The sequence below is a fragment of the Bradyrhizobium sp. MOS003 genome (assembly GCF_003020125.1).
Taxonomy (GTDB): Bacteria; Pseudomonadota; Alphaproteobacteria; order Rhizobiales; family Xanthobacteraceae; genus Bradyrhizobium.
In genome coordinates, this window is the sequence record NZ_PYFW01000009.1 from 1 (window position 1) to 20,947 (window position 20,947).

A 20,947-nucleotide genomic window follows, 5' to 3' on the forward strand; every position below is an offset into this window, starting at 1 on the left:
ACGGAGCCGGAAACTTACGAGCGAGACGAAGCCTGACAGCGCCGTCGTCCGCACGAAGCCTCGGGCTCACAGGGACTACCCGCCCTGCCCGCACCTCTCGTGCCGACGCTGCAGCGTCCACCGCAAAACCGGCTCGCGAACATGACGACTTCACGTCGCCCCTCTTGGTGAGCCGGGATGAGCGACACATACGCCGAAACCGAATTTCGGTAAAGTGGAATATTTTTGCGCGCGTGGATTGACAGCGGACGACACAAGCGCGGTCCGGTAGGCCGGAATGTCCGGCAATACCTGTTTACATCCAGCAACATTCGGGCTGCTGAAACGCCACGATCGCGCGGCTATTGGTTCCAGCTCGTTCCTGCCCCGCCGCGGGCCATGGGCGCCTCTCCCGGGGCAAGGCCATATGGATCTCAACCGACTTGATGCCGTCACACCCGTTCGTCGCAATCCCCGTACCATCCGCAAAGGAGAATCATCGTCCGACGCCGACGCAGTTGCGCGCCGGAGCAGCCTGCCTCGCGCTGATGCTGGGCGGCCTGTTGACCGGCTGTGCGGTTGGTCCGGATTACGCAGGGCCGCCCCGGCTGGAAATGCCTGCGCACTGGAGCACCAGATCGGCGCCGCGACGGCAGACCGGAACACTGGACCGCTGGTGGCTGCGCCTGCGCGATCCCCTGCTCAACCGGCTGATCGAACAAGCCGTCGAAGCCAATCCCGATGTCGCCAAGGCCAAGGCGGCTGTGCGCGAGGCGCGAGCAACGGTTCAACAAACCAGCGCCGGCCTGTTTCCTTCGATCAGCGGCTCCGCCTCGGTAACCGACAACAAGACCAGTGCTGGCTCCGCCTCAGCCGTCGTCGACACTTCACCCTACACGTTGCACCAGGCAAGCTTCGATTCCAGCTGGGAGCTCGACCTGTTCGGCGGCACGCAGCGGAACGTCGAGGCGGCCGTGCGCGGTGCGCAATCCGCCGAGGAGGATCTGCACGACAGCCTGGTCACGCTGATCGGCGACGTCGCCGCCTATTATGTGGACGCGCGCGGCCATCAGGCCCGGATCGCGCTGGCGCAGCGCACATCGGTCTCGCAGCGCGACACCGAAAAGCTCACCCGCAGCAAATACGACGCCGGCAGCGGCAATGCCGTCGATCTCGCCAAGGCGACGGCGCAAGCTGCCAGCACCGAGGCCAACGTTCCGACCTATCAGGCCGCGCTCGCGGCCGACATTCACCGACTTGGCATCCTGCTCGGCCGGCCACCCAACGGCGTCGCTTCGCTGATGGCGCGGTCCGCCCCCGTGCCGGCACCGCGCATGCCGCTTCCCACCGGACTGCCTGCGGATCTCCTGATGAGCCGTCCGGATGTGGCCAGCGCCGAACGCAAGCTGGCCCAGGCGACCGCCAAGATCGGCGCGGCCGAGGCCGATCGCTATCCGGCGGTATCGTTGACCGGCTCGGTCGGCACCTCGGCGCTGCGCGCCGGCGATCTCGCGAAATATTCCAGCGTGAGCTGGTCGGTCGGCCCCTCGATCACGGTGCCGGTCTTCGACGCCGGCAAGCGCCTAGCCACCGTCAGGATCGCGGAGGCGCAGCGCGACCAGGCGTTTGCGACATTCCATTCGACCCTGCTCACCGCGTTCGAAGACGTCGAGAACGCCCTGGTCTCGCTGTCGCGCGAACGCGTGCGTGCGACCAAGCTGACGGAAGCGGCCAAAGATTACCGCGAGGCCGCACGGCTGTCGCGATCGCTGTTCGAAACCGGCAGCGCCAGCTTCATCGACGTGCTGGACGCCGAACGGTCGCTGTACTCGGCCGAGGATTCGCTGATCCAGAGCAAGGTGTCGGCGGCCAAGGACTACATTGCGCTGGCAAAGGCGCTCGGCGGCGGCTGGTCCGAACCGGTCGACGTGTCGACGCCCATCATCGTGGACAGCAACACGGGACCTCACTTCCGGGAGACGCAGAAGTGACCGGGATCATCACCGCCAAGCGCCTGAAGATCGCCTCGGCCATCGTTGCCGTCGCGGCCACCGGCGTCGTCGCCGCCATGCGCTTTCCGGGGACGTCGAACAAGGCGCAGTCCTACATCACGGCGCCGGTCACCGTCAGCGATCTGCGCGAGGAGGTGCTCGCGAGCGGCACGCTGAAGCCGGCGCGGCTGACGGCGGTCGGCGCGCAGGTGTCGGGCCGGATCACCGCCCTCAACGTTCGCGTCGGCGATACGGTCAAGGCGGGCGATGTCATCGCCCAGATCGACCCCGTCACCAGGCAGAACGACCTGCGCAGCTCGGAAGCCTCGCTCAAGAACTACCGCGCGCAGAAGACCGAGAAGGAGGCCGCGCAGGTGCTGGCCGAGGCGAACCTCGCGCGCCAGCAGGCGACCTTGGCGCAACGCGCGACCTCGCGCAGCGATTTCGACAGCGCGGATGCAACGGTGCGCCAGACCCGCGCCCAGATCGCCGCCCTCGACGCCCTGATCGTGGGCGCCGAAGCCAGCGTCGAGACCGCCAAGGTGAACCTCGACTACACCCGCATCACCGCGCCGATCGACGGCACGGTCCTGGCCACCGTGGCGCAGCAAGGACAGACGGTCAACGCGGTGCAGTCCGCGCCGACCATCGTCGTGCTCGGCCAGCTCGAGACGATGACGGTGCGGGCGGAGATTTCCGAGGCCGACATCGTCAAGGTCAAGCCCGGCCAATCGCTCTACTTCACCATCCTCGGCGACCAGGATCACCGCTACGAGGCCAAGCTCGAGCAGATCGAGCCGGCTCCCGAATCGATCAAGAGCGACGCCAGCTTCTCCTCCACCACCACGACCTCGAGTTCAAATTCGAGTTCATCGAACTCGACCAGCACTGCGATCTACTACATCGGTGTCTTCAACGTCCCCAACAAGGACTATGCGCTCCGAACCTACATGACCGCCGAGATTCACATCATCACCGGCGAGGCCAAGCGCGTGAAGGTCATTCCGTCGCTGGCCGTGATGCGGAAATCCGACGGACGCAGCACCGTGCGTACGCTGAGCGCAGCCGGCGATGTCGCCGAGCGCGAGGTCAGGACCGGCCTCAACGATCGTACCACCGTCGAGATCAAATCCGGCCTTGACGAAGGCGAGCGCGTCATCACCGGCGAGGCGAGCGAGCAGACCGCATCGCGCGGCACGCCGAGCGGCGGTCCGCCTAGAGGGGGAGGTCCCTGACATGACCGATCCGATCATCGCGCTCGACAACGTCCGGCGGGAGTTCGCGGCCGGCGACACACGCGTGGTTGCGCTCGACGGCGTCTCGCTTTGCATCCAGCCTGGCGAAATGGTCGCGATCATCGGCTCGTCCGGGTCGGGCAAATCGACGCTGCTCAACATCCTCGGCTGTCTCGACCGTCCGACGTCCGGCACCTATCGCGTCGCCGGCAAGAACGTTTCAGAGCTGGACGCCGATGCGCTGGCGGCGCTGCGCCGGGAGCATTTTGGCTTCATCTTCCAGCGTTACCATCTGCTCGGGGACCTCTCCGCGGCTGCGAATGTCGAGATCCCCGCCGTCTATGCCGGCATCAATGCGCGCGAGCGCCGCAAGCGCGTAAACGCACTGCTCGAACGACTTGGCGTGGCGACCCGAAGCGGTCATCGCCCGAACCAGCTCTCCGGCGGCCAGCAGCAGCGCGTCTCGATCGCTCGCGCGCTGATCAACGGCGCTGAGGTGATTTTGGCAGACGAGCCGACCGGCGCGCTAGACCGGCGCAGCGGCGAGGAGGTCTTGAAGATCCTGAAGGAGCTGCATCGCGAGGGACGCACGATCATCATCGTCACTCACGATGCCGATGTCGCCGCACGGGCCGAGCGCATTATCGAATTGCGGGACGGCAAGATCGCCTCTGATCGCTGCACTGAAACTGCCGCCACGGCAGAACCTGCCGCCAGGGTCTCCCCATCCGCACGGGACAGCGCTGTCGGCTGGTTCAGCGCGATGGGACGCCTGAGGGAGGCCTCGCGCATGGCGTTGGCCGCGATGGCCGCGCACCGGTTGCGTGCGTTCCTGACCATGCTCGGCATCATCATCGGCATCGCCGCGGTGTCGTCCGTGGTCGCGCTCGGCAACGCATCCCAGCGCAAGGTGCTGTCCGATATCTCCAACCTCGGCACCAACACGATCGAGGTATTCCCGGGCAAGGATTTCGGCGATGCGCGCGCCGGCAAGATCAAGACGCTCGTGGTCGACGATGCCCGCGCGCTCGACCGGCAGGCTTTCATTGCCGGTGTGACGCCGACGGTCTCGACCAGCACGACGGTGCGATATCGCGGCAACGAGTCCAACGTGCTGGTCAACGGCGTCGGCGAGAGCTACTTCCAGGTCAAGGGCGCCAAGCTGGCGAAAGGCCGCCTGTTCGACGCCGACGCTGTCCGCAACATCGAGCGGCAGGTCGTCATCGACGACAACACCCGCAGGACCTTCTTCTCCGACGACCAGACCTCCGGCATCGGCCGCGTCATCTGGCTCGGCAAGGTGCCCTGCCGCATCGTCGGAATCATCGCCCAGCAGCAGGGCGGCTTCGGCTCGAACCAGAACCTGTCGGTGTACCTGCCCTACACCACCGTGCAGGCCCAGTTCACCGGCGACCGTGCGCTGCGCAGCATCCTGCTCCGGATCAGCGACGAAGTCTCGACCAATCTGGCGCAGGACGCCGTGACCACGCTGCTGACGCAGCGGCACAACACGAGGGATTTCGTCATCCTCAACACCGACGATATCCGCCGCACCATCACCAGCACGACGCAAACGCTGGCGTTCCTGGTGGCGGCGATCGCGGTGATCTCGCTGGTGGTCGGCGGGATCGGCGTCATGAACATCATGCTGGTGTCCGTGTCGGAACGGATCGGCGAGATCGGCGTGCGCATGGCGGTGGGCGCCAGGCGCAGCGACATCCTCCAGCAGTTCCTGGTCGAGGCGACTCTGATCTCGTCGATCGGCGGCATCGCCGGCATTCTGATCGCGGTCCTGCTCGGCGTCGCCATCAACGTCGCGGTGCCGGGATTTCAGGTCAGCTATTCGACCTTCTCGATCGGCGCGGCATTCCTGACCTCGACCGGAATCGGAATCGCTTTCGGCTTCTTCCCCGCCCGCCGCGCCGCGTTCCTCGACCCCGTGGTGGCGCTGAGCCGTGACTGACCGTAGGATTGCCCCATGACCGTAGTTCTTCGGACGAGACAATCGTCCGCAAATCGACCAACGATCGTTGCCCCCGATGCGATTTCAATCATGACCGACGGCAACCAGAACATCCTGATCGTCGAGGACGACAAGCCGACCCGCGACCTCATCTCGCGCTATCTGCGCGATCACCAGTTCTCGGTCGACGCGGTCGCGAACGGAAAGGAGATGGACCGCTATCTCTCGAAGGACCGGGTCGATCTGATCGTGCTCGACCTGATGCTGCCGGGTGAGGACGGCCTGAGTCTCTGCCGCCGCCTGCGGACGGACTCCACGACGCCGATCATCATCCTCACCGCCAAGGGCGAGGATCTCGACCGGATCCTCGGCCTCGAGATGGGCGCCGACGACTACCTGGCAAAGCCGTTCAACCCGCGCGAGTTGCTCGCCAGGATCAACGCGGTGCTGCGCCGGCGTTCGAGCGGCCTCGCCGCCGGCTCCGCTGCAGCGCGTCTCAAGTTCCAGGGCTGGACCATCGACCTTCGCCTGCGGGAGTTGCGCGATCCCCAAGGCGCTCAGGTGCCGCTGACCAGTGCCGAGTTCGATCTGCTGCAGGCCTTCTGCGAGCGGGCCGGCCGCGTTCTCACCCGTGACCACCTGCTGAGCATGACGCGCGGCCGTCCCGGAGCAAACTTCGGCCGCAGCATCGACGTGCTGGTCAGCCGGCTGCGTCGTAAGCTCGACCGGACGGAAGAAACGTCCGTGATCAAGACCGTCCGCATCGGTGGTTACGTCTTCACGCCGGTGGTGGAGGAAGCATGAGCCGCACCGCCGACATCGTCGCGCTCTTCAGCTTCCGGCGGATCAGCGGCCAGATCGCTGCCTTGATCCTGGGATCGCTGATCCTGATCCACGTCCTGATCGCCGGATATTTTCTCCTCAACCAGCCGAAGCTGCTGGCGGACACACCGCTGGAGCAGATCGAGCTGATCGTGCGCATCATCGCCAACGCGCCGAAAGCCGAGCGCGCGCTGGTCCTGAACAGCGTCAGCCGGACTTTTCCGGCGCTCGAGCTCCAATTGCGGGACGGCGGCTCCGCTGCCGCCACGCCGCAGTCGATGCGGACGTCCCTGCCCATCCCTTCCGTGCTCGGCGTCAGGGCCGAGCTCGTTCGCGGCGGCGGCGCGGACGGCGAGCGCGTCTGGTTCTACCTTCCCGGCGACGACGTGCTCGAAGCCACGATCGGCTCGCCCAAAATGCCGGGCTTCGTCAGCGGCCTGTGGACATCGACGCTGCTGTTCCTGGTGGCGAGCCTGACGCTGCTCGGCGTCTGGGCCGGCCGCGCGCTCTCCTCGCCGCTGTCGGCCTTCGCGCGCGCCGCGGAGGATTTCAGCCTGAGCCGGTCCTCCGCGCCGCTGCCCGAAAACGGACCGGAGGAGATCAGGTCCGCGGCGAGGGCACTGAACCGGATGCGCGATCGCATCACCACGCTGATGAACGACAGGAACCGCATGCTCGCGGCCATCAGCCATGATCTGCGCACGCCGATCACGCGTCTGCGGCTGCGTTCGGAATATATCGAGGATCCGGCGCAACGCACGCAGACCGTGCGCGACCTCGACCAGATGCAGTCGATGCTCGAATCGGTGCTGTCCCTCCTGCGCAGCGAGAGCCCGGTCAAGCCGACGCTGGTGGACGTCGCGGCGCTGCTGCAAATGGTTTGCGACCAGTTTTCGGACTCCGGATTCGCCGTGACCTATTCCGGCCCGGACCGGGCCGCCTTCATCCTGCGGCCCGACGAGATCATCCGCGCGGTCACCAACCTCGTCGAGAACGCAACGCGCTTCGGAACCCGGATCGAGGTCGCGCTGTTGGCGGCCGGAGACCGGCTCGTCATCGACGTCTCCGACGACGGGCCGGGCATTCCCGAGGACAGGAAGGCCGCGATGCTGGAGCCCTTCGTGCGCGGAGAGGAAGCCCGCACCATGGACGAGACGGCCGGATTCGGGCTCGGCCTCTCGATCGCGCAGACGATCGTGACCGCGCATGGCGGATCGCTTCAGCTGCTCGACAACGCGCCAAAGGGCCTGCGCGTCCGCTTGCAGCTCGCGCGGGCCGCCCGTGACGATTTGGAAGAGCCCCGGACATAAAGCCGCGGCATTTCACGGGCTTGTCGATCGCCCCGCCTGCTCTCCCGGAGTTCCCATGTCTTCCGCCGACCGGCCCTCGACGCGCCTTGCGACCCGGCTTGCCTTCCTCGTCGCGGGTTTCGGCATCTCGTGCTGGGCGCCGCTGGTGCCGTTCGCGAAGACGCGGCTCGGCGTCGATGACGGCGTGCTCGGACTGCTGCTGCTCAGCCTCGGCATCGGCTCGGTCGTCGCGATGCTGGTGACCGGAATCGTGAGCGCGCGCTACGGCAGCAGGCCGATCATCATTGCGGGCGGGTTTGGTCTGGCGCTGGTCCTGCCCCTGCTCGCCATTGCGGCTTCGCCTGCAACGCTGGCGCTGGCGCTGTTCGCATTCGGCGCCGCGCTCGGCTCGATCGACGTCGCCATGAACATCCACGCCGTTGAGGTGGAGCGCGCCGCGGCACGCCCGCTGATGTCCGGCTTCCACGCGCTGTTCAGCATCGGGGGCTTTGCCGGATCCGCGCTGATGACGGCGCTGCTCTCGCTGCAATTCGGCACGCTCGCCTGCACCTTGATCTGCTCCGTCCTGATGCTGATAGCGATGGTCGTGACCTCGCCGCGCCTGCTTCGTTCCGTGCAGGTGCAGGAGGGCCCGCTGTTCGTGCTGCCGCACGGATCGGTGTTGCTGCTCGCGCTGCTCGGCGCCATCACCTTCCTGGTCGAAGGCGCGATGCTGGATTGGGGCGCCCTCCTCGTCATCGGCGCAGGTCTCGTCACCGAGGCGCAAGGCGGCGCCGGCTATATCGTGTTCTCGATCGCGATGACTGCGGGCCGGCTCGGCGGCGATGCCGTCGTCGCGCGCATCGGCGACCGCGCGACGTTGCTGTGGGGCAGCCTCATTGCGATCGCTGGCTTCGTGGTCCTGCTGACGGCGCCCGTTGCGGCAGTCGCCATCGGCGGCTTCCTGCTGATCGGGCTCGGCGCATCGAATCTCGTGCCGGTGCTGTTCCGCCGGGCGGCGCGGCAAACGGTGATGCCCACGGGGCTTACGGTCGCGGCGATCACGACCGCAGGCTACGCGGGAATTCTGGTCGGCCCCGCCGGCGTCGGCTTCGTCGCCCGTTTTGGCGGACTGCCCATGGCCTTCTGGCTGCTGGCTGTGCTGATGAGTCTGGTCGCGCTGACGGCACGTATTGCCACAAAGGACCCGGGTCGGACCATGGCGACCTAACCCCTTCCACTCCCAGCATGATTCAGGTGGACGGAGGCCGAGCCCAAGCCATCTGCGCAGGTCTGCCAGCCATGCGGCTTTCGGCCAGTTTACTGTACGGCTCGTTCTGCTAGACCACAACAAGATACCTTTTGACTCCCGTTGCGGGGGCAATGGCACGTGCCAGCTCACAATAACAATCAAGATTCGGCCATTTCATTCGGGCCATTTCGGCTGTTTCCCAAGTCCCGGCTCCTGGAAAAGGAAGGGGTGCCGCTTCACGTCGGCGGCCGCGCACTCGATATTCTCATCCTGCTGGCCGAGCGTCCCGGCGAAGTCGTCGACAAGAGAGAACTGGTCAAGCGCATTTGGGCCGAGGTGAATGTCGACGAGGGCAGCCTGCGCTTCCATATCGCAGCGTTGCGCAAAGTGCTCGGCGACACCGGCAAATCGGCCCGTTATGTCCTCAATGTGCCCGGCCGCGGCTATTGCTTCGTCGCCGCGTCCGCCCAAGCCGCCTCGCAGACCGTTCCGGCCGCCGCCGAAATCATTCTCCCCCGCTCCCTGCCCGCCCAGCTTGCGAAGATGGTCGGACGGGAGGAGGTCATCGAGAAGATTTCGAACGGCCTGACGCTCTATCGCTTCATGACCCTGGTCGGTCCCGGCGGCATCGGCAAGACCGCCGTCGCCGTCACGGTCGGCCATCGGCGCTCGGCGGATTTCGACGGCCGCGTCTTCTTCGTCGATTTCGGTCCGCTGCGGGACGCCAGCCATGTCCCAACCACCATCGCCGCCGTGCTCGGACTGACCGTCAGCTCGGAGGATCCGACACCCGCCATCCTGACATTTCTGAAGAGCGGCCCGGCCCTGCTGATCTTCGACAGTTGCGAGCATGTACTGGACACGCTGGCGCCGATCGTGGAGCGCATCGTTCGCGAAGCGCCGCAGCTTCGTGTTCTCGCCACCAGCCGCGAGTCGTTCCGGAGCGAAGGCGAGCGGATCTTCCGGCTGTTTCCGCTGGATTGCCCGCCCGAGCGCGAGGGCATCGACGCCACCGAGGTTCTCGCCTACCCCGCGGCCCAGCTCTTCGTCGAGCGCATCGCGCAGAGCTCCGGGCCATTCCAGCTCAGCGCGGAAGAGGCGCCGCTCGTCGCCAGCATCTGCCGGCGGCTCGACGGCATTGCGCTGGCGATCGAACTCGCGGCGGGCCGTGTCAATGCCTATGGCATCGCCGGCACCGCCTCCCTGCTGGACAGCCGCTTCTCGCTGCAATGGCGCGGACGGCGCACGGCCGTCCCGCGGCACCAGACGCTCGCCGCCGCCCTCGACTGGAGCTACGACCTGCTGCCTCCGGCGGAAAGCGCCACCTTGCGACGATTGTCGGTGTTCGCAGGACCCTTCGCGCCGCAGGCGGCCGCCGCGGTCGCGTCCGGCGATGGCCTCAGCACCCCGGAGACGCTGGAGGCGATCGACAGCCTGGTCACCAAATCGCTGATCTCTCCATCCGGCGCGCGGGCGCTGCGCTATCGCCTGCTCGACACAACGCGCACTTACGCGCTCGGGAAACTGAACGAGCTCGGTGAAGGCAGGCACTTCGCGCGGCGCCATGCGGAGCATTTTCGCGACCTCTTCGAACGCGCGGGGGCCGACACCTCGACGCCGCTTCCCGAATGGCTGAGCACCTATGCCGGGGAACTCGACAATGTGCGCGCGGCGCTGGACTGGGCCTTCGCACCCGACGGCGACGCGAGGCTCGGCATCGCGCTGACGGCGACCGCGGTCACCCTGTGGGTGCGTCTTTCGCTGTTCGCCGAATGCCGCGAGCGCTGCAGAACGGCACTGGCGGCGCTTGGAGACGGCGTCGACAACGATCGCATCCGCATGCAGCTGCTGTCGGCGCTCGGCTGGTCGCTGATGTATGGCGAGGGCCGCGCGCGCGAGGCGCGCCCGATCCTCGAGACGACCCTCGAGCTGGCCGAGAGCCTCGACGACAAGGATTTCCGGCTGCGCGCGCTCTGGGGCCTGTGCATCGACCAGTTCAACAACGGGCAGTTCGGCAAGGCTCGCGCGCTCGCGGACCGCTTTGCGAATGCCGCGGTGAATTCATCCGACAACACCGATCTCATGCTGAGCGACCGCCTGATGGCGGTCGCTCTGCATTATCTGGGAGACCAGAACGAGGCGCGGCAGCGTATCGACCGGGTCAACGCCTCGCTGCATGTGCTGGTGGAGAAGCCGAAGATCTTCCCGCTCGATCTCAGGATATCGACGCAATATTTCCGGGCCCGGATCCTCTGGCTTCAGGGCTTCGCGGATCAGGCCCAGGCGCTCGCCGCCAACAACATCGAGGAAGGCCGCGCCAACGGCCACGCGCTGACCTTCTGCAGCGTGCTGGGGCAGGCTGCCTGCCCGATCGCGTTCTGGTCCGGCGATTTCGAGGCCGCGGAGCGCCACGGCGCCGAGCTGCTCGAACACACCGAGCGCAACGCGATCCGGCCGTGGGGACTGTGGGCACGGGCCTTCAACGCAGCGGTCGTGGCCAGGCGCGGCGACATCGCCACCGGCCTGCCGCTTTTGCGCGAAGAGCTCAATCGTGCAGGTGATGCGCGCTTCCTGCCGCGCTTTCTGCCGCTGCTTGGCGAGCTCGCCGCGTGCTTCCTCGAGGCCGGCCAAATTGACCGGGGCCTCGACGTGATCGAGGACGTCCTGATCCGCTGCAACGACCGGCAGGAGCGCTGGTATCTACCGGAGCTGCTCCGCATCAAGGCAGAATTGATGCTCAGGAGCACGCGGCGTGCAGAGCAGGCCGAGACGCATTTTCACGAGGCGATGGGCATAGCCGCACAGCAGGGCGCGCGTTTCTGGGAGCTTCGATGCGCGACCAGCCTCGCGCGGGCCATGATCGGAGCCGGCCGGGGCGCGGAAGCCTTGCCAGCTTTGCAACGCGTATGCGAGCCTTTCAGCGAGGGCGCCGTCTTCGCAGACATCCGTCGCGCGCGCGATTTGATCGAGCAGCTCCGTATCTGACGGCCGCGTCGCCGGCGATTCAGCCAGTCCGCGCGATGAACCCGGGCACGCCGGTCTCCACCACTGCGTTGAATCTGACATTGGTCGTGATCTCGTCTCGTATCTGGCGCATGGCGTCTTCCGGCAGGGCCGAGATAGCAAGGTTCTCCCGGATGCGACCCGGATTGGTCGAGGTCGTCAGGAACGCCGTGCCGCGCTGCACGGCCCACGCCAACGCGACCTGCGCCGGCGTCTTGTGCACCCGTCGCGCGATCGCCGTGATCACGGGGTCTTCCAGCACGCGCGGCTCCATCGCATGTCCGAGCGCCGCGAAGGCCTGAAGCACGATGCCATGCGCGCGGCAGAAGTCGAGCAGTTCCCATTCGGGGAGATATGGATGCGCTTCCACCTGCACCATGGCAGGCCTGATCCGCGCGACGGCAACGATCTCTCTCAACTTCTCCAGGGTGATGTCGGACAGGCCGATCGACTTGCAGTGCCCCTCGTCCACGAGGCGCTCCAGCGCGTGCCAAGTCTCCGCCAATGTAACGCCGGAATCATAGATGACCCGACCGTTTGCGTCCCGAGGATCCTGCTCGTCGCCGGGCTGAAAGGCAAAGGGCGTATGGACGATATAGCAGTCGATATCCTCGACTTGCAGCCGCCGGCGGCTGGCGTCGAAGGCAGGCTTGACCCGCTCCGGCCGATGATTGGTGTTCCATAGCTTCGTCGTCACGAACAGGTCCTCCCGCCGAAGCACGCCGGCCTTGAACGCATCCTGCATCGCATCGCCGACGGCCGCTTCGTTGCGATAGCGCTCAGCACAATCAAGGTGTCGAAATCCGGCCTCCAATGCGGCCTTCGTGGCCTGTTTGGTCACGACCGGATCGGGAATGAGCGTGCCAAATCCCACAGCGGGAATCGTCACCGACCCATGGGTGGAAATCCTGGTGTCACGAAGTGCATCCGAAATCGTCATGCTGATACTCCCTTGTTGAACGCTCGCCGGCGGCGGCGAAATGATCGCGGTTGGCAGATGGGACGTCGCTTCGTCTCCCCGGCATCAGCCGGCGGGACGCGGCTTACGGAGAAAGAACACGAGCGGGATCACGACGAGCATCGCGAACATCAGGATCTCGAACTGGTCGATGACCGCGACCGTGGCTGCCTGATGCGTGACCATGCCGTTGAGAGCGGCCAGGCCAGGTTTGCCGATCGGGCCAGGAGCGTTCGCCGCAACGCGAAACGGCGTGAGATGCTTGGCGAGCGCGACGTGCAGGGCCTGGGTGTTGGCATAGAAGAAGAGCTGGACCACCGCGATGCCGATGGTGCTGCCATAGAGGCGCGACAGGTTGATCAGCGCGCTGCCCTCGGGGCGAAGTTTCGGATCGAGCGTGCCGAACGCGGCCCTGGCGAGCGCCGGCAACACCATGCCGAGACCCGCGCCCTGGAGGAAGCCGGCTTCGACAACCGGCCGCCAGTCCATGGCAGGCGAGTAGCCGAGCATCAGCCAGTTGGCGTAGACCACCAGCGTCATTCCCCCGACGAGGAACATCCGGTAATCGACCTGCCCCGGAACGAGGCTCGTCAGCACCAGCGCTCCCACCAGCGCCACGCCACGCGGAATGGACATGTAACCTGTGGTGTCGACGGGATAGTTAAGCAACTCCTCCAGCATCGGAGACGTCAGGGCCAGCGTCGGCAGCAGGACGAATCCAAGTGCAAACGAGATCACCGTGGAGAGGACGAGATTGCGATCACGGAACAGCGCGGTGCGGAGAAAATGCTCCCTTGTCGTCATGACATGCACGACGAAGAGATAGAAACCCAGCACCGAGGCGCTTGCCTCGACCCAGATCTCCGTCGAGGCGAACCATTCGAGGCGCTCGCCGCGATCCAGCAGCATCTGCAGCCCGATCATGCCGACCGAAAAGGTCGTCAGGCCGAAGAAGTCGAAGGACTTGCTTCGCTCCGCCCGCTTCTCGCTCAGCAGCGAGGCCATCGTCAGGAATACGAATGCCGTCATCGGCAGGCTCGCATGGAAGATCGACGGCCAGCCGTAATATTCGCTGAGCCAGCCCCCGATGGCGGGGCCGGTGCTGATGCCGAGCAAGGAGCAGACGGTCCACGCGAGACTCATGCGCGCATGGCGCGGCGGCGGCGTCACCTCCAGCAGGATTGCCAGCGAGAGCGGCGCGAGCGGTCCGCTGGCAGCTCCCTGGAGAATCCTGGCCATCACGAACTGGATCGACGTCGTCGCCAGCGTGTCGAGCACGAGGCCTAACGCGAAGATCGCGAGGGCTGCTTGATAGACGGCCTTCCGGCCGAAGCGTCCCGCGAGCCATTGCGTCACCGACATGGTTACGGCGCTCGCCGCAATATAGGAGGAGAACACCCAGCCGACCTCGTCGTTCGCCATCGAGAGCGTCGCCTGGAGGTGCGGGAGCGCGGCGTTCGGCACCGAAATGTTGACCGCCTGCATATAAGTCGCCAGCAGCGCCGCCGCGGAGATCGCGGAACGACCGTCGGCCGCAGTGGTCGGTGGAAGCGATGTACTCATTTGACACCCGTCGCGAGCGAGGGTTGAAGCAGATGCAGCCAGTTGCGACGATGGCCGGTATCGACCCGCGCCGTCACGCTGATGCCGGAGAACAGCGGCCGGGCAAAATCCGGGTCGTCGATCTCGAGACGCACGGGCAGCCGCTGCACGACTTTGACCCAATTTCCGGTCGCATTCTCTGGCGGCAGGACCGAGAAGTCCGACCCGGTACCGGGACTCATGCTGACGATATGGGCCGTGAACTTGCGATCCGGATAGGCATCGACATCGATCGTCGCCTGCTGGCCCGGCTGCATGTGCGCCAGGCCGGTCTCGCGAAAATTCGCCTCGATCCAGACGTCGCGGCTCGACATCAGCGAAAACGTGGGCGCCCCCGCATTGACGAAACCACCACCTGGAGATCGTCGACCTTGGTCACAATGCCGTCGTCGGGCGCCCGCACCGTGGCGTAGGAGAGATCGAGCCGCGCACGATCGAGCTGCGCCCTGGCTGCGCGGACCGTCGGATGGCGGTCCGGATCGATATCGGGATCGCCGTTGAGCGCGACGACCGTGTTGGCGATCTGCTGTTCGATCGACGCCATGCGATGGCGCGCCACCTTGAGATCCGTCTCGGCCCGCTCGTAAACCGCGCGCGGCGTGAAGTCGGACGCCACCAGCATCTTCTTGCGGTCAAACTCGCGTTCGTCGAAGGAGGCCGTCTCCTTGGCCGATCGCAGTTCTGCCTGCTGCTGGCGGTAGGTTGCCTTGAGAGAGTCGATCTGCAGCCGGGCGCTGCCGAGCCGTGCTTCGGCCTGATCGACGGCGATCTGATACGGCTCGGGGTCAATGCGGAACAGGACCTGGCCTTGCCGGACGCGCTCGTTGTCGCGCACGCCGATCTCGACCGCCTGGCCGGAGACCCGCGCATTGATCGTGACCTTCGCGGCACGCACGAATGCGTCGTCGGTCACGACGAATTGCTCCTGCGCCAGATACATGAAGCCGCCGAACACGGCGGCTGCGGCCGGCAACAGCACCATCAGGGGCCGGCGCAGCCGACCGGCAAGATTGGCTCCGAACAGCGGTGCACCGGCCTCGCTCTCGCGCAGGCTGCTGCGATCGCCCAGCCACCCGCCGATTGGCGCAAAATTCAAACCCATCGGAAAGCCCTCGTTCCATCCATTTGACTAACGATCGTTACAAAATATTGTACCGGCGCGCGAGGATCAAGGGGCCCGGTCATTGATTTTTATAACGGGTCATACAAATATATGTGCGAGACAGGACAACGGGAAATCGGGCGAAAATGGCACGAAAGAAGAGCGATACGAGCGCAGCTCGCCGCGGTCGGCCGGCCGCCTACGACGCGGAGACGGCCCTCAGGCAGGCCACGGAAACATTCTGGCGGGCAGGCTATTCCGGCACATCACTGGACAAGATCGCCGCCGCGACCGGCATGAGCCCGCCAAGCCTCTACGCGGCATTCGGCAACAAGCACGCGCTCTACCTCGAAGCCCTCGCACGCTATTGGGAGATGAGCCTTGCTGCGACGCGCGAGGCACTTGCGGGGGACCATCCCCTGGACGAAGCTTTGATGCTGGCCTACGAGGCGGCGCTGTCGATCTATTTCTCAGGTAAGGGAACCGCCCGCGGATGCTTCGTGGTCGGAACCGCCGTGACCGAAGTTGCGGAAGATGCGGCGATCCGGGGCAGTGTCGCGGCGGGACTGCGGGCGATCGATGCCGATTTCGAAGCCCGCTTCCGCCTGGCGCAAGAGCGGGGCGAGCTGAAGCCAACTGCCGACCCTGCCGCGCTCGCGCTGCTTGCCGCAGCCACGATGCAGACCATCGCGATTCGCGCCCGTGCCGGTGTCCGCCGCGCCGATTTGCGAGAGCTTGCCCGGAAGGCCGTCGGCGTGATCTGCGGCAAGTAGAGCCTGCCGGCGGCAAACGCTGCCGGCAACGCCAGAAGAGCAGCCTGTGCACGCGCCCGCCTTCCCAATCAGAAACCGGCGATGTCTTCGACCATCGCGCCGACCCATGACGTCCGGATCAGAGATCGCGCGATAGAGGGAATCCGTTGCCCCGCAGTTGTCGCTAGCCTCCCGCAGCCATCGCGCGGCGCGGCAGCTTCCAATCCGGCCGGATGAAGTGGCAGGTGTAGCCGTCAGGATAACGTTCGAGATAGTCCTGATGCTCGGGCTCGGCCTCCCAGAACTCGCCTGCGGGCGCGACCTCGGTCACCACCTTGCCCGGCCACAGGCCCGAGGCCTCGACGTCGGCGATGGTGTCTTCGGCGATCCGCTTCTGCTCGTCGTTCGTATAAAATATCGCGGAGCGATAGCTGGTGCCCCGATCGTTGCCCTGACGGTTGAGCGTGGAGGGATCGTGAATCTGGAAGAAGAATTCCAGCATCGTCCGGAAGCTGGTCTTGGCGGGGTCGAACATGATTTCGATCGCCTCGGCGTGGCCTTCGTGGTTGCGGTAGGTCGCGTTCTTCACCGCACCGCCGGTGTAGCCGACGCGTGTGGAGATCACGCCTGGTTGCTTGCGGATCAGATCCTGCATGCCCCAGAAGCAGCCTCCGGCCAAAACTGCGCGTTCCATCGTCATTTGATGCTCCCTTGGTTTCGTCGAGATGCTTACCTTTGCTCTGCAATCCCATGCAAGCGCGGGTCGTCCTTGTCGTCGTGATATTCGAGGCCTAGCGGCCCAATCGCGCTCACCTGCGTGACATACTCGCCGGACTTCGCCCAATGGAAATGCCAGGTCTCGCCGGGCAGCACGATAACACTGCCCGGCGGATAGGCGCTGACTTTATCGCCGTCAAAACTCTCGCCGAGCCCGATGTAAAAGACGCCCGACATGACGGTGTAGATCCGGTCCTCCGGATGCTTGTGCGGCATCAGCCTGGTGCCGCCGGGCACCTTGACCCGGACCACGTAAGGCCCTCGCTCGGCCGGATGTCCCACCATGACGGCCAACCGCGCGCCCGGCGGGAATGCCGGGAAGGGCTGCCACGCAATATCTTCGGGCAGGATCGCCCGGAACCTGTCTTCATCCGGTTGATGTCGACGAGGCAGATCTTGACGCGACATGGCGCGGGTCCTTCCGTTCGCTCAGGCGAGCTTGGCGTCGAGTGTGATCTCGGCGTTGAGCACCTTCGACACCGGGCAGTTCTTCTCGGCTTCACCGGCGATCTTGGCAAAACCGGCCTCGTCGAGGTTCGGCACCTTGGCGCGCAAGGTGAGCGCCGATTTGGCGATCTTGAAGCCCTTGCCTTCAGGCTCAAGCGTCACGGCGGCTTCGGTGGAGAGCTCGTCCGGCGTGAAACCTGCCATCTGAAGCCCGAAGGCCAGCGCCATCGTGAAGCAGCCCGCATGGGCCGCAGCGATCAACTCCTCGGGATTGGTGCCCTTCTCGTTCTCGAAACGGGTCTTGAACGAATAAGGCGTCTCGGCGAGTACGCCGGAGTCGCTCGAGAGCTGGCCGGTGCCGTCGCGGCCGGTGCCCTTCCATAGTGCCTTTGCCTTGCGGATCATCTCAATTCTCCTTGCTTGTTTTGCACACCGGCACTCTCTACCGACGGAAGGCGGCATCGGCGTGACCGCCCGCCGCCGCTCCAACCGGCCGAGCATCGCAACGGTTCCGCCAAATCCCGTTCCGATGACATCGGAAGGGGATTTGATGCTTGTTTTGACGTGTTTTCTTCACGCGAACCGGCATCCACGTCGCCCGAAACCGCTTTAGCTGCCGATCTGTCCGACGTGAAAGCCGAGCCGGTTCTCGACGTCCCCGGCGCGGTGGAAGCCGCGCGCCATCAACGCCTTGATGCGGGTCCGGCTCGCTGGACGGCCGAGCGAGGCCAGGAACGCGTCCCACTCCGGCTTGATGTCGGCGTCCGGCGGCAGGCTTGCAACATCGACGAGACGCTTGGTCTCGGCGATCGCCTCCTTGTCGAACGACGCGATGCGCATCGCGAGCGCCTCGACGAAACCATCGAGCTCGGCGTCCGGCAACGACCGATTGACGTAACCATAGCGTTCGGCGAGATCGCCATGGATGTCGTCGGCGCCGAGCAGCACTTCGAGCGCGCGGCCACGGCCCATCAGGCGCGGCAGCCGCGCCATCGGCCCGCCACCGGGCACGAGGCCCGCCCCGACCTCCCATTGCGACAGGATCGCCTTCTCGCGGCTGGCAAAGCGCATGTCGCTTGCGAGCGCGAGCTCGCTGCCGACGCCCGTCGCGCGACCCCGGATCGCGGCGATGGAGACGACCGGCGCGCGGCTGAGGCGCACCAGCGTGTCAGGTAGCGACTGCAGGCCGGTCGGCCCGGGCGGGACCTGGAGGGAATCCTCGAGCGGCGCGAGGAAGTCGTAATGCGTGATGAAGAAGCCTTCGACCGCGCTGTCGAACACGACGACTTTCACGTCCGGATCAGTTTCGATCGCCGTGACGACGTCATTGAGCAGTGGAAGATGCCTCGGGCCAAAAATGTTCACCGGCGGCATATTGAAGGTGACGCGCCAATAGGTCGGCAGCCGGCGCTCGAGGCGGATGTCGCCGGTCGTGAAATTGCGTTCGGGACGGTTCATTGCTTGCACTCCTGATGTATGGGTTCGCATCTCAGATCGATTGCCGCAGTGGACGGAACGCCGTCCGTATCTCCGCGGAGAACAGCGCCGGCTGCTCCCAGGCCGCGAAGTGTCCGCCCTTGTCGAGACGGTTGTAGTGGATGAGTTTGGGATAGGCCTTCTCGGCCCAGCTCCGCGGCGCAGCGTAGATCTCGTCGGGAAAGACGCTGACGGCGACAGGGATATTGACGTGCTTGGGCGCGAAGAACACCAGCTTGTTCTCCCAGTACAGCCGCGCCGACGACACCGCGGTGTTGGTGAGCCAATAGAGCGTGATATTGTCGACCACGTCGTCACGCGACAGGCCTTCTGTCCTGCCGTCGAACACGCGTGCGATCATCGCGGCGCTGCGCGCATCGTGATCGAGCATCCACGACGCCAGGCCCGCGGGCGAATCCACGAGACCGTTGAGCGTCTGCGGCCGGTTCGACATCTCGATCGCATAGCCGAGGCCGTGCTTGTAGAAATCGTCGAGCTGGTCATAGGCAAGGCGCTCCTCGGTCGAGAGGTTCGCCGGGCGTGTTCCCCCGGGTTGCAGCGCCCTGGCGATGTCGTCGGGGACGGTCGCGGGCATGTTGGTGTGGATGCCGAGCAGTTCCGGCGGCGCGATCAGCGCCATCTGCTCGGTGACCGCGTTACCCCAATCGCCGCCTTGCGCGACATAGCGGTTGTAGCCGAGCCGCTTCATCAGCACGATCCAGGCCCGCGCGATGCGCTGGGGGTCCCAGCCGAGCACCGTCGGCTTGCCCGAGAAGCCGTGGCCGGGGAGCGAGGGAATCACGAGGTCGAACGCGTCCGCGGCCTTGGCGCCATGCGCGGTCGGATCGGTGAGCGGACCGACGATCTTCATCTGCTCGATGATCGAGCCGGGCCAGCCATGCGTGACGATCATCGGCAGTGCATTCTCGTGCCGGGAGCGGACGTGAATGAAGTGAATGTCGATGCCATCGATCTCAGTGACGAATTGTGGCAGGGCGTTCAACCGCGCTTCCAGCTTGCGCCAGTCGTAGTCGCTCTGCCAGTAACGCACGAGCTGTTGCACCGTCGTCAGTTGCACGCCTTGCGACTGATCGGTGACGATCTCGCGATCCGGCCAGCGCGTGGCCGCCAGGCGCCGGCGCAGGTCGAGCAGATCCTGCTCGGGCACGCTGATCTGGAAGGGGCGGATGGCGCCGCCTGCGGCAGCCTTGGCTGGACGCAGCGGCAACAGGCTCGATACGCTGGCGGCGATCGCGGTCATCGCGGCCTGGCTCAGCAATTGACGGCGGTCGGGATTGAGGCTCTCGATTCGTGCTTGCGTGGTCATGTTGGATCTCCCTTGCTTTGGTCGGTGACGCTGACCGAATTCGAAATCAATGCGTCCGTCGGCGTGCAGAGAGATTGGCTCAGGACCAGGCAATTTGCGCGTTATGGGTTGTTAGCCTGCGTTAGCCGTTGCGAGTCCGTGCCCGGCAAGAGTGCGACGACATCGGCGCAATGCGATACGGCGCCCGATCATCATCGCGCGCCGTGTCGGCCGAGATCGGGAGATATCTTACGCTGCAGCTCAAATTGGCAGCGGCTGGCCGGCTTGCTCGCGGACGATATAGTCGGCGTACCAGTCTGCCCAGTTCTCGTCGTGTCCGCCGCTCCGCGTCTCATGCTCGCCATGCGCCAGCGCCGCGCGACGCAGCGCTGCGGCCAGATCGGTCGTCGAGGCAAATGTCGTGCTGTCGGACGCGACGCGTCCGGGCAATCGCGTGGTGATTTCCTGGAACAGCCAGCCATTGCCGTCGGGATCGCTGAACGCGGCGAATGAAGCATAGCTTCCGCGCTTCGGGTCAGCACCACTGACTCGAACGCTGCCGAACAGATATGGCTCGTCAGGCCCGGCGTGAACGTCGCCGTCACCATGGAATGGCGCGCTGACCTCGACGCCGCGGTCGAGCAGATCCTGTCGTGCCGCTTCGAGATCGGAGACGACCAGATAGAGGCCTCGGGCCGAGCCGGGCACTGCGGCCGTGACGTTCTTGCCGAAGATCACCGAACAGGCCGATCCCGGCGGCGTGAACTGGATCACGCGCCAGTCGTCGCCAGAGGCGAAGTCGGCGTCCAGCCGCCAGCCTAGTCGCGCATAGAACGCCTTAGCGCGGTCTACATCGGACACCGGGATCACGAGGACCTCGAGCTTTGCATCAACTCCGCGAGATCTAGAGGGCTTGGTTTCAGTTTGGCGATTGATCTCGATCACAGCCATGTTGAACTCCTTGTTTCAAGCCGCGGGTTCGGGATCGACACC

At 65.5% G+C, this 20,947-nt stretch carries 18 protein-coding genes; 8 read left to right on the forward strand and 10 right to left on the reverse strand.

Annotation, left to right across the window (positions count from 1 at the left end; all coding sequences use genetic code 11):
* The first annotated feature begins 425 nt into the window (after positions 1–425).
* From C7G42_RS28735 to C7G42_RS28765, 7 genes are all read left to right on the forward strand, one after another.
* Positions 426–1,970, forward strand: a complete 1,545-nt coding sequence (locus tag C7G42_RS28735; protein WP_245428015.1) for an efflux transporter outer membrane subunit — start codon at positions 426–428, stop codon at positions 1,968–1,970.
* Positions 1,967–3,205: an efflux RND transporter periplasmic adaptor subunit gene (locus tag C7G42_RS28740; RefSeq protein WP_106952296.1), complete on the forward strand. Its 1,239-nt coding sequence runs from the start codon at positions 1,967–1,969 to the stop codon at positions 3,203–3,205. The genes C7G42_RS28735 and C7G42_RS28740 overlap by 4 nt, the downstream gene beginning before the upstream one ends.
* A gap of 1 nt (position 3,206) precedes the next feature.
* Positions 3,207–5,168: a MacB family efflux pump subunit gene (locus C7G42_RS28745; protein ID WP_106952297.1), complete on the forward strand. Its 1,962-nt coding sequence runs from the start codon at positions 3,207–3,209 to the stop codon at positions 5,166–5,168.
* Between the two features lie 90 nt (positions 5,169–5,258).
* Positions 5,259–5,972, forward strand: a complete 714-nt coding sequence (locus C7G42_RS28750) for a response regulator (RefSeq protein WP_147250294.1) — start codon at positions 5,259–5,261, stop codon at positions 5,970–5,972.
* The gene (locus C7G42_RS28755; protein WP_106952299.1) at positions 5,969–7,300 is read left to right on the forward strand and encodes an ATP-binding protein; all 1,332 of its coding nucleotides are present in this window, start codon (positions 5,969–5,971) and stop codon (positions 7,298–7,300) included. Before C7G42_RS28750 ends, C7G42_RS28755 begins: the two co-directional genes overlap by 4 nt.
* Before the next feature lie 55 nt (positions 7,301–7,355).
* Positions 7,356–8,510 (forward strand): MFS transporter, encoded by a 1,155-nt coding sequence (locus tag C7G42_RS28760; RefSeq protein ID WP_106952300.1) that lies wholly within the window; start codon positions 7,356–7,358, stop codon positions 8,508–8,510.
* 159 nt (positions 8,511–8,669) lie between these two features.
* Positions 8,670–11,516 (forward strand): ATP-binding protein, encoded by a 2,847-nt coding sequence (locus C7G42_RS28765; RefSeq protein WP_106952301.1) that lies wholly within the window; start codon positions 8,670–8,672, stop codon positions 11,514–11,516.
* 19 nt (positions 11,517–11,535) lie between these two features.
* On the opposite strand, the gene C7G42_RS28770 is transcribed toward C7G42_RS28765, so the two are convergent.
* The 4 genes from C7G42_RS28770 to C7G42_RS28780 all read right to left on the reverse strand — a co-directional run bounded on the left by C7G42_RS28770 (position 11,536) and on the right by C7G42_RS28780 (position 15,196).
* The gene (locus tag C7G42_RS28770; RefSeq protein WP_106952302.1) at positions 11,536–12,474 is read right to left on the reverse strand and encodes an aldo/keto reductase; all 939 of its coding nucleotides are present in this window, start codon (positions 12,472–12,474) and stop codon (positions 11,536–11,538) included.
* Positions 12,475–12,558: 84 nt separating this feature from the next.
* Positions 12,559–14,055, reverse strand: coding sequence for an MDR family MFS transporter (locus tag C7G42_RS28775; RefSeq protein ID WP_106952303.1), 1,497 nt, complete (start codon positions 14,053–14,055; stop codon positions 12,559–12,561).
* Positions 14,052–14,408, reverse strand: a complete 357-nt coding sequence (locus C7G42_RS35940; protein WP_245428017.1) for an HlyD family secretion protein — start codon at positions 14,406–14,408, stop codon at positions 14,052–14,054. The genes C7G42_RS28775 and C7G42_RS35940 overlap by 4 nt, the downstream gene beginning before the upstream one ends.
* Positions 14,408–15,196, reverse strand: coding sequence for an HlyD family secretion protein (locus C7G42_RS28780; protein ID WP_245428020.1), 789 nt, complete (start codon positions 15,194–15,196; stop codon positions 14,408–14,410). The genes C7G42_RS35940 and C7G42_RS28780 overlap by 1 nt, the downstream gene beginning before the upstream one ends.
* A gap of 146 nt (positions 15,197–15,342) precedes the next feature.
* Here C7G42_RS28780 and C7G42_RS28785 point away from each other — a divergent pair, with 146 nt between their 5' ends.
* On the forward strand, positions 15,343–15,969 hold the full coding sequence (locus C7G42_RS28785; RefSeq protein WP_106952304.1) for a TetR/AcrR family transcriptional regulator: 627 nt from the start codon (positions 15,343–15,345) through the stop codon (positions 15,967–15,969).
* Positions 15,970–16,132: 163 nt separating this feature from the next.
* Here C7G42_RS28785 and msrA read toward each other — a convergent pair whose 3' ends face one another.
* From msrA to C7G42_RS28815, 6 genes are all read right to left on the reverse strand, one after another.
* Positions 16,133–16,648, reverse strand: a complete 516-nt coding sequence (gene msrA, locus C7G42_RS28790; protein ID WP_106952305.1) for a peptide-methionine (S)-S-oxide reductase MsrA — start codon at positions 16,646–16,648, stop codon at positions 16,133–16,135.
* A gap of 29 nt (positions 16,649–16,677) precedes the next feature.
* Positions 16,678–17,133: a cupin domain-containing protein gene (locus C7G42_RS28795; protein WP_199581199.1), complete on the reverse strand. Its 456-nt coding sequence runs from the start codon at positions 17,131–17,133 to the stop codon at positions 16,678–16,680.
* A 21-nt stretch (positions 17,134–17,154) separates the two neighbouring features.
* Positions 17,155–17,577 carry an OsmC family protein gene (locus C7G42_RS28800; protein WP_106952306.1) on the reverse strand — a complete coding sequence of 141 codons (423 nt, stop codon included), beginning with the start codon at positions 17,575–17,577 and terminating at the stop codon, positions 17,155–17,157.
* A gap of 204 nt (positions 17,578–17,781) precedes the next feature.
* Positions 17,782–18,630, reverse strand: coding sequence for an enoyl-CoA hydratase/isomerase family protein (locus tag C7G42_RS28805; protein ID WP_199581200.1), 849 nt, complete (start codon positions 18,628–18,630; stop codon positions 17,782–17,784).
* Positions 18,631–18,661: 31 nt separating this feature from the next.
* Positions 18,662–19,975, reverse strand: a complete 1,314-nt coding sequence (locus C7G42_RS28810; protein WP_106952308.1) for an epoxide hydrolase family protein — start codon at positions 19,973–19,975, stop codon at positions 18,662–18,664.
* Positions 19,976–20,215: 240 nt separating this feature from the next.
* Positions 20,216–20,905, reverse strand: a complete 690-nt coding sequence (locus tag C7G42_RS28815; protein WP_106952309.1) for a VOC family protein — start codon at positions 20,903–20,905, stop codon at positions 20,216–20,218.
* Between the last annotated feature and the right edge of the window lie 42 nt (positions 20,906–20,947).

Bases quoted from the DNA above. Each gene is read 5' to 3' on its own strand.
- C7G42_RS28775 (WP_106952303.1), bottom strand. From the start codon at position 14,055: ATGAGTACATCGCTTCCACCGACCACTGCGGCCGACGGTCGTTCCGCG.
- C7G42_RS28760 (WP_106952300.1), top strand. From the start codon at position 7,356: ATGTCTTCCGCCGACCGGCCCTCGACGCGCCTTGCGACCCGGCTTGCC.
- C7G42_RS28770 (WP_106952302.1), bottom strand. From the start codon at position 12,474: ATGACGATTTCGGATGCACTTCGTGACACCAGGATTTCCACCCATGGG.
- C7G42_RS28735 (WP_245428015.1), top strand. From the start codon at position 426: ATGCCGTCACACCCGTTCGTCGCAATCCCCGTACCATCCGCAAAGGAG.
- msrA (WP_106952305.1), bottom strand. From the start codon at position 16,648: ATGACGATGGAACGCGCAGTTTTGGCCGGAGGCTGCTTCTGGGGCATG.
- C7G42_RS28750 (WP_147250294.1), top strand. From the start codon at position 5,259: ATGACCGACGGCAACCAGAACATCCTGATCGTCGAGGACGACAAGCCG.
- C7G42_RS28745 (WP_106952297.1), top strand. From the start codon at position 3,207: ATGACCGATCCGATCATCGCGCTCGACAACGTCCGGCGGGAGTTCGCG.
- C7G42_RS35940 (WP_245428017.1), bottom strand. From the start codon at position 14,408: ATGTCGAGCCGCGACGTCTGGATCGAGGCGAATTTTCGCGAGACCGGC.
- C7G42_RS28810 (WP_106952308.1), bottom strand. From the start codon at position 19,975: ATGACCACGCAAGCACGAATCGAGAGCCTCAATCCCGACCGCCGTCAA.
- C7G42_RS28795 (WP_199581199.1), bottom strand. From the start codon at position 17,133: ATGTCGCGTCAAGATCTGCCTCGTCGACATCAACCGGATGAAGACAGG.
- C7G42_RS28785 (WP_106952304.1), top strand. From the start codon at position 15,343: ATGGCACGAAAGAAGAGCGATACGAGCGCAGCTCGCCGCGGTCGGCCG.
- C7G42_RS28800 (WP_106952306.1), bottom strand. From the start codon at position 17,577: ATGATCCGCAAGGCAAAGGCACTATGGAAGGGCACCGGCCGCGACGGC.
- C7G42_RS28780 (WP_245428020.1), bottom strand. From the start codon at position 15,196: ATGGGTTTGAATTTTGCGCCAATCGGCGGGTGGCTGGGCGATCGCAGC.
- C7G42_RS28805 (WP_199581200.1), bottom strand. From the start codon at position 18,630: ATGAACCGTCCCGAACGCAATTTCACGACCGGCGACATCCGCCTCGAG.
- C7G42_RS28815 (WP_106952309.1), bottom strand. From the start codon at position 20,905: ATGGCTGTGATCGAGATCAATCGCCAAACTGAAACCAAGCCCTCTAGA.
- C7G42_RS28755 (WP_106952299.1), top strand. From the start codon at position 5,969: ATGAGCCGCACCGCCGACATCGTCGCGCTCTTCAGCTTCCGGCGGATC.